The following is a 14,744-nucleotide window of genomic DNA, read 5'->3' on the forward strand; positions in this document are numbered from 1 at the left end:
TCCCCGGCGGTTGGCGCGGAACGGGTCAGCTGATGCCGGCGTACGAGTGCAGGCCGGTGAAGAAGAAGTTGACCCCGAACAGGTTCATCAGCATGGTCAGGAAGCCCAGGACGGCGATCCAGGTGGCCACGTTCCGCTTGACGCTCGGGGTGGCCCGGGCGTGCAGGTAGCCGGCGTACACCACCCAGGAGATGAACGCCCAGGTCTCCTTCGGGTCCCAGCCCCAGGCCCGGCCCCAGGCCGCCTCGGCCCAGATCGCCCCGGCGATCACCGCGAAGGTGAAGATCGGGAAGGCGAAGGCGTGCAGCGCGAAGGTCAGTCGCTCCAGGCCGGCCGCCGCCGGCAGCCGGCGGGCCAGGGTGTACGGGAAGCTCCGCCGGCCCTGCTCCCAGCCGGCTCGCAAAAGGTACGCCGCGGCCGGCACCACGCCCAGCAGGAAGATGCCGGAGGCGAAGACGATCGTCGACACGTGGATGATGAACCAGTACGACTGCAGTGCCGGCATCAGCGGCGTGACCTGCACGTAGAGCTTCAGCTCGGCAAAGGCCAGCAGCAGCACCATGACCAGGGTCAGGAAGAGCCCGAGCCGGCGCAGTGAGGGGCGCTTCCAGAGCACCGCCAGCCAGGCCGCGGCCCCGATCCAGGTGACCGTCAGCACGAACTCGTACATGTTGCCCCAGGGCATCCGCTCGGCGGCGAGGCCCCGGGTTACCAGCGCGCCCAGGTGCAGCGCGACGGCGAGCGTGGTGATCCAGGCGGCGATCTTCCCGGCCACCACCGCCCGGGCGGCAGAGCGGCTGGGCCGGGTCCCGGTCGGGACGCCGGCAGGCTGCTCGACGATCCCGCCCGCGCCGCCGACGCCCGCGCCGACCAGCTCCCGGGCCGGGTTCGCGGCCTTCGCCGGCACCGCACGGGCGTTGCCGAGCGCGTACTCGACGGCGTGACTGATCATCGCGACCAGGTACGCCAGGATCGCGTACGTGACCAACTGGTCGGAGAGTGCGGACATCACTCGGCTCCTTCTCGCGCCCGCCGGTCGTCCCGCCCGTCGTCGCTGACCGCGGCGACGAGCTGCGCGAACTCGTCGGCGAACCCTGGATGCTCGGTGCGCGGCAGCCCACCGGCCTCCACCAAGCTACTACCGCTCGTCGGAGATCCACCCTCGGGGGGCGAAATCCGGAACCAGACCCGCCGCCGCCGGGCGAAGAGGGAGCCCATCAGGCCGGCGAGCAGCGTCACGCAGGCGCCGAGCATCACCATCTGCCCCGGGGCGTACCGGACGGAGATGGTGACGTACGGCTTGGTGCCGAGGAACTCCAGCGTGCTGCCGTCGTCGAGGGTCCACTTCTCGCCGCGGCCCAGCCTCTTGTTACCGATCTCCTTGAGCTTGCCGTTGTCGATCTGCCGCTGGTCGAGCTTGTAGACCGAGCCGGGGATGCCGGCGTCCATCCCGAGGTTGCCCCGGTACGCCTGCAGCACCACCGCCGGGTTCTGCTCCTGCGGTGACTGGGACGAGACGAACGGCGGGCTGTCCGGGGCGGTCGGCAGGTAGAGCCCGTCGAAGGCCACCTGCTGGTCGGCGGCGCGCTGACCGGTCTTCGGGTCGACGTTCGCGTCCGGGAACGCGGCCACGCCCTCCTCGGTGATGTTCGCGTCGCCGGTCGTCAGGAACGGCACGGTGCTGGTCTGGCTGCGACCGTACTTGTCGGTGTAGCGCAGGATCGGGGCGTAGCCGTGGCCGAGCAGGTAGACGTTGGCCGAGCCGAGCCGCAGCGGCGAGTTGACCGAGAAGCCGGCGGTCCGCTTCGACCCGTCGGTCTCGTCCACGGTCACCGTGGCCCAGAAGCTCGACGGCTGCCCGGACGGCAGAAACTTCGCGTCGAAGCGGTCCAGGGTGAGGCAGAACGGCGGCAGGTCGGCGCTGTCCACGCGCGGGCCGAGCGACGCCTCGGCGTACTGCTGGCGGGTGTTGCAGAACGCGTTCTCCTCGCCCGCCACCAGCAGGCGGTTGCCGTGCCAGCCGTACCAGGAGCCGACCGCGACCCCGAGCAGGACGGCGACCAGCGAGACGTGGAAGAACAGGTTGCCGGTCTCCTTGAGGTAGCCCTTCTCGGCGGAGACCTCGTTGCCGCGAACCACGACCCGCCAGCGGCGACGGCGCAGCACCGCCGCGATCGCCTCGGGGTCGGCGGCGGCCGGCGCCTCCAGCACCGCGTGCTGGGGCAGCCGCTCGAGCCGCTTCGGTGCGGCCGGCGGCTGCAGGCGCAGGGCGCGAATGTGGTCGCGGGCCCGGGGCAGGACGCAGCCGACCAGCGAGGTGAACAGCAGCAGGTAGATCGCGGAGAACCAGACCGAGGCGAAGACCTCGAACATGCCGAACTGGTCCAGGCGCGGGGCCAGGTCGGGGTGATCGACGAGGTACTGGTTGACCTTTTCCGGGTTGACCCCGCGCTGCGGCAGCACCGAACCGGGGATGGCGGCGACCGCGAGCAGGAAGAGCAGGATCAGCGCCGTACGCATGCTGGTGAGCTGCCGCCACGAGTTGCGCAGCAGGGCCAGCACCGGATTGACCCGCCGGCGGGGCGCTCCTGCCGGCGGGGCCGACGGCCGGTCGTCCACGGTCGTCATCAGATGCTCACCTCGCCCACGCCCACGTGCGTCTGCAACCAGATCACGAAGTTCTGCCAGCCGCCGGTGACCAGCGCCAGGCCGATCAGGATCAGCAGGGCACCGCCGATCCGGGTGACCCAGCGGCTGTTGCGCCGGACGGCGCGGAACACGCCGAGCAGGCGGTGGAAGCCCAGCCCGAAAACGACGAACGGCACCCCCAGCCCGAGGCAGTACGCCACGGCGAGCAGCACCGCCCGGTCGGTCTTGCCCTCCACCGCCGCCATGCCCAGCACCGCGCCGAGCGTCGGGCCGGTGCAGGGCATCCAGCTCAGCGCGAAGACCGCGCCGAGCACCGGGGCGCCGAGCAGCCCGGCGGCGGGCAGCCGCTGGATCCGGAGCTCGCGCTGCATCCCGGGGATCACGCCGAGGTAGCCGAGCCCGAGCACGACCACCAGCGCGCCGATGACGATCTCCAGCGTCCGTTCGTGCTGGAAGAAGAGCTTGCCGACGCTGGAGACGACGACCGCGGTGGTGATGAACACGGCGGTGAAGCCGGCGATGAACAGCAGCGTGCCGGCGAGCACCCGCCCCTTCACGGCGGCCACCGGCCGGGTCGCCGGAGGCGCCGCGACGGCCACCCCGCCGCTCGTGGGGTCCCTACCGTCGGTGGCGGCCGGCGGGCCATCGGCGCGGGCCCGGCCCTCCAGGTCGGCGCCGGCCAGGCCGGTGACGTACGACAGGTAGCCGGGCATGAGTGGCAGGACGCAGGGCGAGAGGAAGCTGACCAGCCCGGCGAGCGCCGCCGCACCGACGGCCAGCAACAGCGGGCCGGACTCGGCGACCTGGCGGAAGGTCTCGCCCATCAGCGGGATCCGGACGCCGGCTGCTCGGCGGCGATCCGCTCGACGACGGGTTGCAGTTCCTGCTGGGTGACGGCCCTGCGGATCACCACCGCGATACGGCCGTCCCGGTCCAGGACGACGGTCGCCGGGGTGCTGTTCGGCGGGATGTCGAAGTTGAGCGCCTGCCGGCTGGCCGGGTCGAAGAGGCTCGGGTAGGTGGCCCGGCCCTCCTCGAAGGCGATCGCCTTGTCCTTGCTGTCCTGCACGTTGATGCCGAGGAACGCCACCCCGGACGCCTTGGTGGCCTGGTAGGTGGCCTCCAGGTCGTCGGCCTCCGCACGGCAGGGCGCGCACCAGGAGCCCCAGAAGTTGACCACGACCACCTGGCCGCGGGCCTGGGAGACGTCGTAGCTCCCGCCGGTGAGCAGTTCACCGCTCACCTTCGGGGTCTTCGAGCGCTGGTCGGGGGCGCAGCTGATGGTGAGGCCGTCGCTCGTGCAACGGCTCTCCTGGCTCCCGGAGGAGCAGGCGACCAGCGCCGCGCCGGCGGTGACGGCGGCGAGCATGGCGGCGGCGAGCCTCCGGGTGGGCATCAGGCGCCCTTGGCCGTCCGGGCCGTCGCCGAGATCGCGACCAGGTGGGCCGCCGGCTCGCTGTATCCGATGCCGACGATCTTGGCACCGTCGAAGTGGAACGAGGTGAGGCTGGCCAGGCCGCACTGCCGCCGGCGCGGGTCGTGCCAGAGCCGCTTGCGCTCGACGTACCGACGCAGCGTCCAGATGGGGAGCTGGTGGGAGACGAGCACGGCCTCGCGCCCCTCGGCGGCGATCCGGGCGGCGTGCAGCGCGCCGAACATCCGCTCGGCGATGGCCCGGTAGGCCTCACCCCAGGACGGGGTGACCGGGTCGCGCAGCACCCACCAGTTGCGCGGGTCGCGGAACGAGCCGTCACCCGGAGAGACCTTCTTGCCCTCGAACCAGTTGGCGCTCTCGATCAGCCGCTCGTCCACGCCGACCGGGAGGCCGAACTGCGCGGCGATCGGCTCGGCGGTCTGCTGGGCCCGTTCCAGCGGGCTGGCCACCACGTGCACCACGGTCTTCTCGGCGAGCGCCTGGGCGGCGGCCTTGGCCATCTGGACGCCCAGCTCGGAGAGACGGAAACCGGGCAGCCGGCCGTAGAGGACGCCGTCCGGGTTGTGCACCTCGCCGTGCCGCAGCACGTGGACCACCGTCTCGCTCACGACCGTGTCCTCTTCGTTCGCGACTGCGGGGCTCGCAAACCCGGCTCACTCCTCGCGCTCACCGCTACCCCCCGTGTCCCGCCGCTGCCGCCGCTGCCGCCGCGTCCGGAAGGGCCGCGGCGATCTGCTCCAGAGCGGTGTCGTCGATCGCCGCCGACACGAACCACGATTCGAATGCGCTCGGCGGCAGGTAGACCCCGGCGGCGAGCATCGCGTGGAAGAACGCCTTGAACGCCGGCACCTGCTGGGTGCGGGCGCTGTCGTAGTCGGTCACGTCGGCGTCGGTGAAGAAGATCGAGAACATGTTGCCCGCGTACGACAGGCGGTGCGGGACCCCGGCCGCGGCCAGCGCGTCGGCGGCCAGCTTGCCCACCACGGCGGCCGTCTCGTCGAGCTTACGGTAGAGCGCGTCGTCGGCGAGCCGGAGCGTGGCCAGGCCGGCGGCGCAGGCCAGCGGGTTACCGGAGAGGGTGCCGGCCTGGTAGACCGGGCCTTCCGGGGCCAGCTTCGCCATGATCTCCGCACGCCCGCCGAACGCCGCGGCGGGCAGGCCACCACCCATGACCTTCCCGTACGTCCACAGGTCGGCGTCGGCCGGGTCGAGGCCGTGCCAGCCGGCGCGGGAGACCCGGAACCCGGTCATCACCTCGTCGACGATGAGCAGCGCACCGTGCGCATGGGCGATCCGGGCGAGCTGCTGGTTGAAGCCGTCACGCGGGGCGACCACACCCATGTTGCCCGCGGCCGCCTCGGTGATGATCGCGGCGATGTGCGGTCCCTCGGCGGCGAAGACCTCCTCCACGGCGCGGAGGTCGTTGTACGGCAGCACGATGGTGTCGCCGGCGGCGGCGCCGGTCACGCCGGGCGAGTCGGGCAGGCCGAAGGTGGCCACGCCCGAGCCTGCGGCCGCGAGCAGCGCGTCCGAGTGGCCGTGGTAGCAGCCGGAGAACTTGACGATCTTGGCGCGACCGGTGAAGCCACGGGCCAGCCGGATCGCCGACATGGTCGCCTCGGTGCCCGAGTTGACCAGCCGGACCTGCTCGACCGGGGTACGGGCGACGATCTCCGCCGCCAGGTCGACCTCGCCGGGAGTCGGAGTGCCGAAGCTGGTGCCGAGCGCGGCGGCTTCCCGCAGAGCCTCGACCACCTCGGGGTGGGCGTGACCGAGGACCAGCGGCCCCCAGGAGCAGACCAGGTCGACGTAGCGACGCCCGTCCGCGTCGAAGAGCCAGGGACCCTCCCCCCGAACCATGAAGCGCGGAGTGCCGCCGACGGCACGGAACGCGCGCACAGGAGAGTTGACCCCGCCGGGCACGATGGCCTTGGCGCGGTCGAACAGGGCCTCGGAGGCCGGCGCGTCGGCCGGGTAACGGCCGGATCCGGCGGAAAAGGTATCGGTCACGATGCCGCCATTGTGTCAGCGCCGGACGGCTGACCGGCAACCACCCCGTACCAGGGGTTACCGGGCTCACGCGTGGTCAGCGCGGCGCGGGCCGGCGACCGGCGGTCGGTCGACGGGTCGAGTGGTCGAGATCGCGATAGGCTGACCGGGTGGATCGTGCCGAACTGTCCATCGCGGTACACCGGACGGGCGATGAAGCCGTGCTTCGCCTCGCCGGTGAGATCGACATGCTCACGGCCACCCGACTGTCGACCGTCGTCAATGAGGTGCTGGCCGATCCGCCGCCGCGCATCGTGCTCGACCTGGGCGGCGTCACCTTCTGTGACTCGCAGGGCCTCGGCACTCTCGTCGTGCTCAGCCGCAAGGCCAGTCACGCGCAGAGCCTGCTGGTGCTCAGCAACGTCGGCGACTTCCTCCTCCGCGTCCTGGACATCACCGGCCTCCGCTCAGCCCTGATGATCCGCAACGAGACCGCCCCCTGATCTCCTCCCCTCCCCCTTCCCTCCGGTGCCGTTGACAACGGATCAGGTGGTGGGGACGTCGCGGCGGCGGAAGGCCGCCAGGCCGGCCAGCGCCATCAGCAGCGCGATGACGGCCAGCGCGTAGAGGGGGGTGGCGCTCCAGTGCTCCCGTAGCACCTGCGGGGTGTGGGTGAACGGGGAGACGTCCAGCAGCCACTGGCGCAGCTTCAGCACCGCGCCGAGTTGGCCGAGCAGCAGGCAGACCGCGAGCCCCGCCCAGGCCACCGGAGCGAGCCGGGGGAGCAGGCCGTAGAGCAGCACCGCGAACCCGGCCAGCACCCAGGCCGCAGGCACCTGGGCCAACCCGGCACCGACCAGCCGCGACAGCTCGCCCGGCACGTCGTGCACGCTGAGGCCGTAGGTCAGGCCGGTGGCGAAGCCGGTCACGGCCAGCACCACCACCGGCCCCAGCAGCGCGAACACCACGTGGGAGAGCAGCCAGGTCGAGCGGTGTGTCCCGGTGGCCAGCAGCGGCTCGGTCCGTCCGGCGGCCTCCTCCGCCCGCATCCGCAGCGCGGCCTGAACGCCGTACCCGGCCGCCGCCAGGCCGGCCAGGCTCAGCGTCGCCCCGAGGTACGCCTCGGCCAGCCCCGTGGCGCCCCCGATCCGAGCCATGATCTCCTCCAGCTGCGGATTGCCCTCGACCGATCGGCCGGCGGCCTGCGCCGCACCGCCGAGGATCAGCCCGAGCAGGCCGAAGCCGACCGACCACCAGAGGATCTGCCCCCGGTGCAGTCGCCAGGCCAGCCCGAACGACCCGGAGAGGGCTCGGCCGGCGGTGGCCGGCCCGAGCCGGGGCGGGAGCAGGCCGGCGCCCAGGTCGCGGCGCACCGACACCGGATACGCGACCGCCGCGAGCAGCGCCGCCACGGCCGGCGGCAGCGCCAGCACCCACCAGCGCTCCACCTCGTACACCCGCACGCGGGGCGCCCAGCCCAGCGGAGAGAGCCAGCTCGGCCAGTCGTGCGTGGCCGCGTCGCCCGCGAGCCGGAGCCCGAAGGCCGCCCCGAGGACCGCGATCGCGATGCCCCGCGCCCCGCCCGCCGTCTCGGTGAGCTGGGCGGCCAGGCCGCCGATCGTGGCGAAGACGACGCCGGTCAGCGCGGCGGCGAGGCCGTACGCGAACGAACCGGCCGCGGGCAGCCCGGTGCTCACCAGCCCGGCCGCCGTGAGCAGGCCGAGCAGCAGGTCGGCCGCGTACGTGACGAGCAGCGCGGCGGTCAGCCCGGCGTACCGGCCGAGCACCGTGCCGCCGAGCAGTTCCCGCCGGCCGGCCTCCTCCTCGGTCCGGGTGTGCCGGATGACGGTGAGCAGGCTGGCCAGCGCGATGACCACCAGCAGGAAGCCGCCGCGCTGGGCGGTCAGCGCGCCGATGCTGTCGCCGTACACCGGCCCGAGCAGGGCGACGATCGACGGGTTGCGGGCGGTGCCGGCGGCGTACGCGGCCCGCCCGGCGGCCGTCGGGAAGAGCTCGAAGAAGCTGGCCGCGTACGACGCCGGCAGGACGGCGAGCACCAGCACCCAGAGCGGGAGCAGGACGCGGTCCCGGCGCAGGATCAGCCGGACCAGATGGCGGGTGCCGGTGAGCGTGCTCATGCGGCCACCACGCTGTGCCGAGGGTTCGATCGCGAGATGCTCGCTCATCGGGTCGCCTCCGTGGCCGCCGACTCGTAGTGCCGCAGGAACAGCTCCTCCAGCGTGGGCGGCTGGCTGACCAGGCTGCGTACGCCCAGCTCGGTGAGCTGGCGCAGCGCGGTGTCCAGCGCGGCGGCGTCCACGTCGAAGCGCACCCGATTGCCGTCCACCCGCAGGTCGTGCACGCCGGGCAGGCTGGCCAGCCCGTTCAGCGGGGCGGCGACCTCGGCCTCGATCGAGGTGCGCTGCAGGTGGCGCAGCTCGCCGAGGGTCCCGGACTCGACGGCGCGGCCGTTACGAATGATCGTCACCCGGTCGCAGAGGGCCTCCACCTCGGCCAGGATGTGGCTGGACAGCAGCACGGTGCGGCCGTCCTGCTTCGCCCGGCGTACCCAGTGCTGGAAGACCTCCTCCATCAGCGGGTCCAGCCCGGACGTCGGCTCGTCGAGGATGAGCAGCTCGACGTCGGAGGCGAGGGCGGCGACCAGGCCGACCTTCTGCCGGTTGCCCTTCGAGTAGGCCCGACCCTTCTTGCGGGGGTCCAGTTCGAAGGACTCCAGCAGCTCGGCGCGGCGCTTCGGGTCGAGCCCGCCGCGCAACCGGCCGAGCAGGTCGATCACCTCGCCGCCACTGAGGCTCGGCCACAGGGTGACGTCGCCGGGGACGTACGCGAGGCGGCGGTGCAGGGCGACGGCGTCGCGCCACGGGTCGCCGCCGAGCAGCCGGACGGCCCCCGCGTCCGCCCGCAGCAGACCGAGCAGCACCCGGATGGTGGTCGACTTCCCGGCGCCGTTGGGCCCGAGGAAGCCGTGCACCTCCCCGGCGCGGACGGTCAGGTCGAGTCCGTCGAGTGCCCGGGTCCGGCCGAAGGCCTTCACCAGGCCGGACACCGCGATTGGGGTTTCCATGTTTCGGAAGCTACGCTCGTTTCACAAACTTGTGAAGACTCTGAGATCTGGGGCACCATCGGTTTCACGACTTTTTAACGGGAGGAGCCACCGCCGATGCCTGACGACCGCAGCCCGGCCCGGAACGAGGAGGAGGTCCACCTCTTCGTCGAACGGATGGCGATGGCCTACGCGGACGTCGGCTTTCCCCGGATGGCCGGTCGGGTGCTCTTCACCGTGATGAGCGCGGACGACCCGCTGACCGCCGCCGAGATCGGCGAGCAGCTCGACGTCAGCCCAGCCGCCGTCTCCGGCGCGGTCCGCTACCTGACCCAGTTCGGCATGCTGGTCCGCGAGCCGGTCAAGGGCTCCCGGCGGGACCGTTACCGGATGCCGGACAACGCCTGGTATGAGGCCACCCTCACCAAGACCGGCCTCTACAAGAGTTTCATCGACATCGCCAACGGCGGCGTGGAGGCGCTGCACGGGCGGGCCACCCCGGCCGGCGAGCGGGTGGCCGAGATGCGGGACTTCTACGTTTTCATCCAGGAAGAGATCGACGCGCTCGGCGAACGGTGGCGCGCCCGACGCGCCGCGACCGGACACGGCGACCGGGCCGGCTGAGACATCAGGTCGGGTTGCCCCAACGGGCCTGCTCCAGGATGTCCACCGCGCGGTCCCGGGCCGCCGGGCCGTCGTCGGCACGCAGCAGCGTCGTCGCCTCGTCCACCGCCTCGGTGAGCACCCGCCACTGGGCGTCGCGCTCCCGCACCAGGTCCGACTGGGCGGCGAGCTGCCGGGTCTTCGCCCACAGCTCCACGAACACCGACACCTTGGCCCGCAGCACCCAGGGATCGAACGGCTTGGTCAGGTAGTCGACCGCGCCGACCGCGTAGCCGCGCAGGGCGAGCTGAGCGTCCCGGTCCGCCGCGGTGAGGAAGATGATCGGGACGTGCCGAGTACGCTCCCGCCGCTTGATGTGGGTGGCCGTCTCGAAGCCGTCCATGTCCGGCATCTGGGCGTCCAGCAGGATCACCGCGAAGTCGTCGACCAGGAGCTGCTTGAGCGCCGCCTCGCCGCTCTCCACCGCGACCGACTGCACCGGCAGCCCCTGGAGGATCGCCTCCAGGGCCATCAGATTCTCCCGCCGGTCGTCCACCAGCAATGCCTTGGCCGTCGGCATCACAGCTTCTCCTCGCCTCGGCTTCGCCCGATCCAGGACGCCATCATCTCGATCAGCTCGTCCAGGTCCACCGGCTTGGTGATGTAGTCGCTGCCTCCGGCCGCGATCGCCGACTCCCGGTCTCCGGGCATCGCCTTCGCGGTGAGGAAGACGATCGGCAGGTCCGTGAAGCGGTGGTTGCGGCGGATCTGCCGGGTCGTCTCGTACCCGTCCTGGTCCGGCATCATCGCGTCCATCAGCACGATGTCCACCTCCGGATGCTCGGCCAGCTGGCGGACACCGTCCGCCCCGTTGTCCGAGTACAACACGGTCATCCCATGAAGTTCCAATGCTGACGTCAGCGCGAAGACGTTGCGGACGTCGTCATCGATGATCAGCACGGTGACGCCCTCCAGCCGCCGGGTCGCCGGGGTCTCCTGCGGCTGCGGCAATTCCATCGGCATGAGCAGCGACGACGGCAGCCCCGCGCGGCTCGGCGAGGGTGGCGCCGGCGCCACCACCGCGTCCGGCGCCAGCACGTCCGGTACGAAGAGGGTGAAGGTCGAACCCTGTCCGGGCGCCGACGAAACGGTGATCGTGCCGCCGAGCAGGCGGGCCATGTCCCGGCTGATCGACAGGCCGAGGCCGGTGCCGCCGTACCGCCGGCTGGTGGTGCCGTCGGCCTGCTGGAACGCCTCGAAGATCAGCGAGAGCTTGTCGTCCGAGATGCCGACGCCGGTGTCGATCACCGTGAACGCGATGACCTGCCGGGCGTTGGTCAACGCCGGTACGTCGAAGACCGCGTTCTCGGCGGCCAGCGCGATGCGCAGCGTCACCGCACCGTTGTCGGTGAACTTCACCGCGTTGGCGAGCAGGTTTCGCAGGATCTGCTGCAACCGCTGGGCGTCGGTGACCACCGCCGGCGGCAGGTCCTTGCTGACCCGTACCTGGAAGTCGAGGCCCTTCTCCTCGGCCTGGGGAGCGAACGCCTGCTCGACGTAGCCGCGGATCTCCGAGAACCGGACCTCGGTCGGCTCCACGTCCATCCGGCCCGCCTCGATCTTGGACAGGTCGAGGATGTCGTCGATCAGCGAGAGCAGGTCCGAACCGGCCCCGTGGATCGTCCGAGCGAACTCGATCTGCTTCGGGCTGAGGTTCTGCTCCGGGTTCTCGGCGAGCAGCCGGGACAGCAGCAACAGCGAGTTCAGCGGCGTACGCAGCTCGTGGCTCATGTTCGCCAGGAACTCCGACTTGTACGCCGACGCCCGGGTGAGCTGCTGCGCCTTCTCCTCCAGGCCGAGCCGGGCCAGCTCGATCTCCCGGTTCTGGGTCTCGATGTTCGTCTTCTGCTCGGAGAGCAGCTTGGCCTTGTCCTCCAGCTCGGCGTTGGTGCGCTGGAGCTCCGCCGACTGGTCCTGGAGCTCGAGCGCCAGCCGCTGCGACTGGGCCAGCAGCTCCTCCGTACGCCGGTTGGCCTGAATGGTGTTGACCGCGATGCCGATAGTGGCGACCAGCCGCTCCAGGAACGACAGGTGCAGCTCGGAGAAGGTGATCACGCCGGCGAACTCGATCACGCCGAGCAGCTCGCCCTCGAACAGGACGGGCAGCACCACCAGGTCGGCCGGGGGCGTCTCGGCCAGCCCGGAGCGCAGCACCAGGCGACCGTCGGGCTGGGCGTTGACCCGGATGGTCCGCCGGGAGAGGGCAGCCTGCCCGACCAGCCCCTCGCCCGGCCCGAAGGTGACCTCGTGTCCCCGCGCCACGTAGCCGTACGAGGCGGTGAGCCGCAGCCGCATGCTCCCCTCGGAGCTGTCGGCCAGGAAGAACGCGCCGAGCTGCGCGTCGACCAGCGGGGTCACCTCGACCATGATCATGCGGCAGACCTCGCCGAGGTCCCGCTGCCCCTGGAGCAGGCCGCCGATCCGGGCCAGGTTGGAGTCCAGCCAGCCCTGCTCGGCGTTCTTCTTGGTCGTCTCCCGGAGGGTGACGATCATCTGGTTGATGTTGTCCTTCAGCTCGGCGACCTCGCCCTGCGCCTTGACGTTGATCCGCTGGGTCAGGTCGCCCCGGGTCACGGAGGTGGAGACCTGGGAGATCGCCCGGAGCTGGGTGGTGAGGGTCGAGGCGAGCTGGTTGACGTTCTCGGTGAGGTCGCGCCAGGTGCCGGAGACGCCCTTCACCTGCGCCTGACCACCCAGCTTGCCCTCGGTGCCCACCTCACGGGCCACCCGGGTCACCTCGTCCGCGAACGACGAGAGCTGGTCCACCATCGTGTTCACCGTGGACTTCAGCTCCAGGATCTCGCCCTGCGCGTCCACGGTGATCTTCTGGCTCAGGTCACCCTTGGCGACCGCCGTGGTCACCGAGGCGATGTTGCGGACCTGGCCGGTCAGGTTCGACGCCATCGAGTTCACGTTGTCGGTCAGGTCCCGCCAGGTGCCGGAGACGCCCTTCACCTGCGCCTGACCACCCAGCTTGCCCTCGGTGCCCACCTCACGCGCCACCCGGGTCACCTCGTCGGCGAACGACGAGAGCTGGTCCACCATCGTGTTGACGGTGTTCTTCAGCTCCAGGATCTCACCCTGGGCATCCACGGTGATCTTCTGCGACAGGTCACCCTTCGCCACCGCCGTGGACACCTGGGCGATGTTGCGCACCTGGCTGGTCAGGTTCGACGCCATCGAGTTCACGTTGTCGGTCAGGTCGCGCCAGGTGCCGGCGACGCCGCGTACCTGCGCCTGGCCGCCGAGCTTGCCCTCGGTGCCCACCTCACGGGCCACCCGGGTCACCTCGTCCGCGAACGACGAGAGCTGATCCACCATCGTGTTCACCGTGGACTTCAGCTCCAGGATCTCGCCCCGGGCGTCCACGGTGATCTTCTGGCTCAGGTCACCCTTGGCGACCGCCGTGGTCACCGACGCGATGTTGCGGACCTGGCCGGTCAGGTTCGACGCCATCGAGTTCACGTTGTCGGTCAGGTCCCGCCAGGTCCCGGAGACCCCGCGTACCTGCGCCTGACCACCCAGCTTGCCCTCGGTGCCCACCTCACGCGCCACCCGGGTCACCTCGTCGGCGAACGACGAGAGCTGGTCCACCATCGTGTTGACGGTGTTCTTCAGCTCCAGGACCTCGCCCTGCGCGTCCACGGTGATCTTCTGCGACAGGTCACCCTTCGCCACCGCCGTGGACACCTGCGAGATGTTGCGCACCTGGCTGGTCAGGTTGCCGGCCAGCTGGTTGACGTTCTCCGTGAGGTCGCGCCAGGTGCCGGAGACCCCGCGTACCTGCGCCTGGCCGCCCAGCTTGCCCTCGATGCCCACCTCACGCGCCACCCGGGTCACCTCGTCCGCGAACGACGAGAGCTGATCCACCATCGTGTTCACGGTGTCCTTCAGCTCCATGATCTCGCCCTGGGCGGCCACCGTGATCTTCTGGGAGAGGTCGCCCCGGGCCACCGCGGTGGAGACCTGGGCGATGTTGCGCACCTGGCTGGTCAGGTTCGACGCCATCGAGTTGACGCTGTCGGTCAGGTCCTTCCAGGTGCCGGCGACGTTCGGCACCTCCGCCTGGCCGCCGAGCTTGCCCTCGGTGCCCACCTCGCGGGCCACCCGGGTCACCTGCTCGGCAAAGAGCCGCAGGGTGTCGGTGAGCGAGTTGAAGGTGTGGGCCAGCTCGGCAACCTCGCCCTTGGCCGACACGGTGATCTTCTGCGACAGGTCACCCATCGCCACGGCCGCGGCCACCTGCGAGATCGACCGCACCTGGTACGTCAGGTTCGACGCCATGGTGTTCACCGAGTCGGTGAGGTCCTTCCAGGTGCCGGCGACTCCGCGTACGTCGGCCTGGCCGCCCAGCTTGCCCTCGGTGCCCACCTCACGGGCCACCCGGGTCACCTCGTTCGAGAAGGACGAGAGCTGGTCGACCATGGTGTTGACGGTGCGGCCGATGCGCAGGTACTCGCCGCGCAACGGGCGGCCGTCGATCTCCAGCGCCATGTGCTGGGAGAGGTCGCCGTCGGCCACCGCCACGATCACCCGGGCGATCTCGGTGGTCGGCCGGCCCAGATCGTCGATCAAGGAGTTGATCGCGCGCTGCCCCTCCACCCACGAGCCGTCCAGGCCCTCGTCGTCGAGGCGTTCGGTGAGCCGGCCGTCCCGGCCGACGATCCGGCTGATCCGGCGCAGGTCCAGGTGCTGCCGCTCCTGGAGCGACACCACGTCGTTGAAGGCATCGGCCACCTCACCGGCCAGGCCGGCCCGCCGGGGCAGCCGGACCTTGAGGTCGCCGCGGCGCACCCGCCGAAGCGCCTCCACCAGGTCACCGAGGAGCACCTCGTGGTCGGACTGGTCCGCGGCTACGGACTGTTTCGCCGTGGTCATGATTCCTCGCTCAGCTCGGGGCCAACTGGCTCGTGCCGGCACGCGGCCATCCCACCATTCTGCCCG

12 protein-coding genes are annotated in these 14,744 nt (G+C 71.2%); 2 read left to right on the top strand and 10 right to left on the bottom strand.

Going from position 1 to position 14,744, the window contains the following annotated elements; genetic code table 11:
* Positions 1-25 precede the first annotated feature (25 nt).
* The 6 genes from ccsB to hemL form a co-directional block, all read right to left on the bottom strand.
* On the bottom strand, positions 26-1,009 hold the full coding sequence (ccsB, locus tag ACNAVT_RS09840) for a c-type cytochrome biogenesis protein CcsB (protein WP_416294894.1): 984 nt from the start codon (positions 1,007-1,009) through the stop codon (positions 26-28).
* A complete protein-coding gene (gene resB, locus ACNAVT_RS09845) occupies positions 1,009-2,628 on the bottom strand; it encodes a cytochrome c biogenesis protein ResB (protein WP_416294896.1) in 1,620 nt (539 codons plus the stop codon). Before resB ends, ccsB begins: the two co-directional genes overlap by 1 nt.
* Complete coding sequence (locus ACNAVT_RS09850) at positions 2,628-3,473, bottom strand: cytochrome c biogenesis CcdA family protein (protein ID WP_416294897.1); 846 nt, start codon at positions 3,471-3,473, stop codon at positions 2,628-2,630. Before ACNAVT_RS09850 ends, resB begins: the two co-directional genes overlap by 1 nt.
* Positions 3,473-4,045 carry a TlpA family protein disulfide reductase gene (locus tag ACNAVT_RS09855; protein WP_416294899.1) on the bottom strand — a complete coding sequence of 191 codons (573 nt, stop codon included), beginning with the start codon at positions 4,043-4,045 and terminating at the stop codon, positions 3,473-3,475. Before ACNAVT_RS09855 ends, ACNAVT_RS09850 begins: the two co-directional genes overlap by 1 nt.
* Positions 4,045-4,692 (bottom strand): histidine phosphatase family protein, encoded by a 648-nt coding sequence (locus ACNAVT_RS09860; RefSeq protein ID WP_416294900.1) that lies wholly within the window; start codon positions 4,690-4,692, stop codon positions 4,045-4,047. The genes ACNAVT_RS09855 and ACNAVT_RS09860 overlap by 1 nt, the downstream gene beginning before the upstream one ends.
* Before the next feature lie 64 nt (positions 4,693-4,756).
* Entirely contained in the window at positions 4,757-6,094 is a 1,338-nt protein-coding gene (gene hemL / locus ACNAVT_RS09865; protein ID WP_416294902.1) for a glutamate-1-semialdehyde 2,1-aminomutase, read from the bottom strand.
* A gap of 149 nt (positions 6,095-6,243) precedes the next feature.
* Here hemL and ACNAVT_RS09870 point away from each other — a divergent pair, with 149 nt between their 5' ends.
* Positions 6,244-6,576 (top strand): STAS domain-containing protein, encoded by a 333-nt coding sequence (locus ACNAVT_RS09870; RefSeq protein WP_416294903.1) that lies wholly within the window; start codon positions 6,244-6,246, stop codon positions 6,574-6,576.
* A gap of 42 nt (positions 6,577-6,618) precedes the next feature.
* Here the strand turns inward: ACNAVT_RS09870 and ACNAVT_RS09875 are convergent, their stop codons facing one another.
* Complete coding sequence (locus ACNAVT_RS09875; protein WP_416294904.1) at positions 6,619-8,259, bottom strand: ABC transporter permease; 1,641 nt, start codon at positions 8,257-8,259, stop codon at positions 6,619-6,621.
* Complete coding sequence (locus ACNAVT_RS09880; protein WP_416294905.1) at positions 8,256-9,158, bottom strand: ATP-binding cassette domain-containing protein; 903 nt, start codon at positions 9,156-9,158, stop codon at positions 8,256-8,258. The genes ACNAVT_RS09875 and ACNAVT_RS09880 overlap by 4 nt, the downstream gene beginning before the upstream one ends.
* A gap of 96 nt (positions 9,159-9,254) precedes the next feature.
* Here ACNAVT_RS09880 and ACNAVT_RS09885 point away from each other — a divergent pair, with 96 nt between their 5' ends.
* On the top strand, positions 9,255-9,761 hold the full coding sequence (locus tag ACNAVT_RS09885) for a GbsR/MarR family transcriptional regulator (RefSeq protein ID WP_416294907.1): 507 nt from the start codon (positions 9,255-9,257) through the stop codon (positions 9,759-9,761).
* 4 nt (positions 9,762-9,765) lie between these two features.
* Here the strand turns inward: ACNAVT_RS09885 and ACNAVT_RS09890 are convergent, their stop codons facing one another.
* On the bottom strand, positions 9,766-10,320 hold the full coding sequence (locus tag ACNAVT_RS09890) for a response regulator (RefSeq protein ID WP_416294908.1): 555 nt from the start codon (positions 10,318-10,320) through the stop codon (positions 9,766-9,768).
* Positions 10,320-14,678 carry a HAMP domain-containing protein gene (locus tag ACNAVT_RS09895; protein ID WP_416294910.1) on the bottom strand — a complete coding sequence of 1,453 codons (4,359 nt, stop codon included), beginning with the start codon at positions 14,676-14,678 and terminating at the stop codon, positions 10,320-10,322. Before ACNAVT_RS09895 ends, ACNAVT_RS09890 begins: the two co-directional genes overlap by 1 nt.
* Positions 14,679-14,744: the final 66 nt, after the last annotated feature.

It is taken from the genome of Micromonospora sp. SL4-19 (genome assembly GCF_047921475.1).
Taxonomy (GTDB): domain Bacteria; phylum Actinomycetota; class Actinomycetes; order Mycobacteriales; family Micromonosporaceae; genus Micromonospora.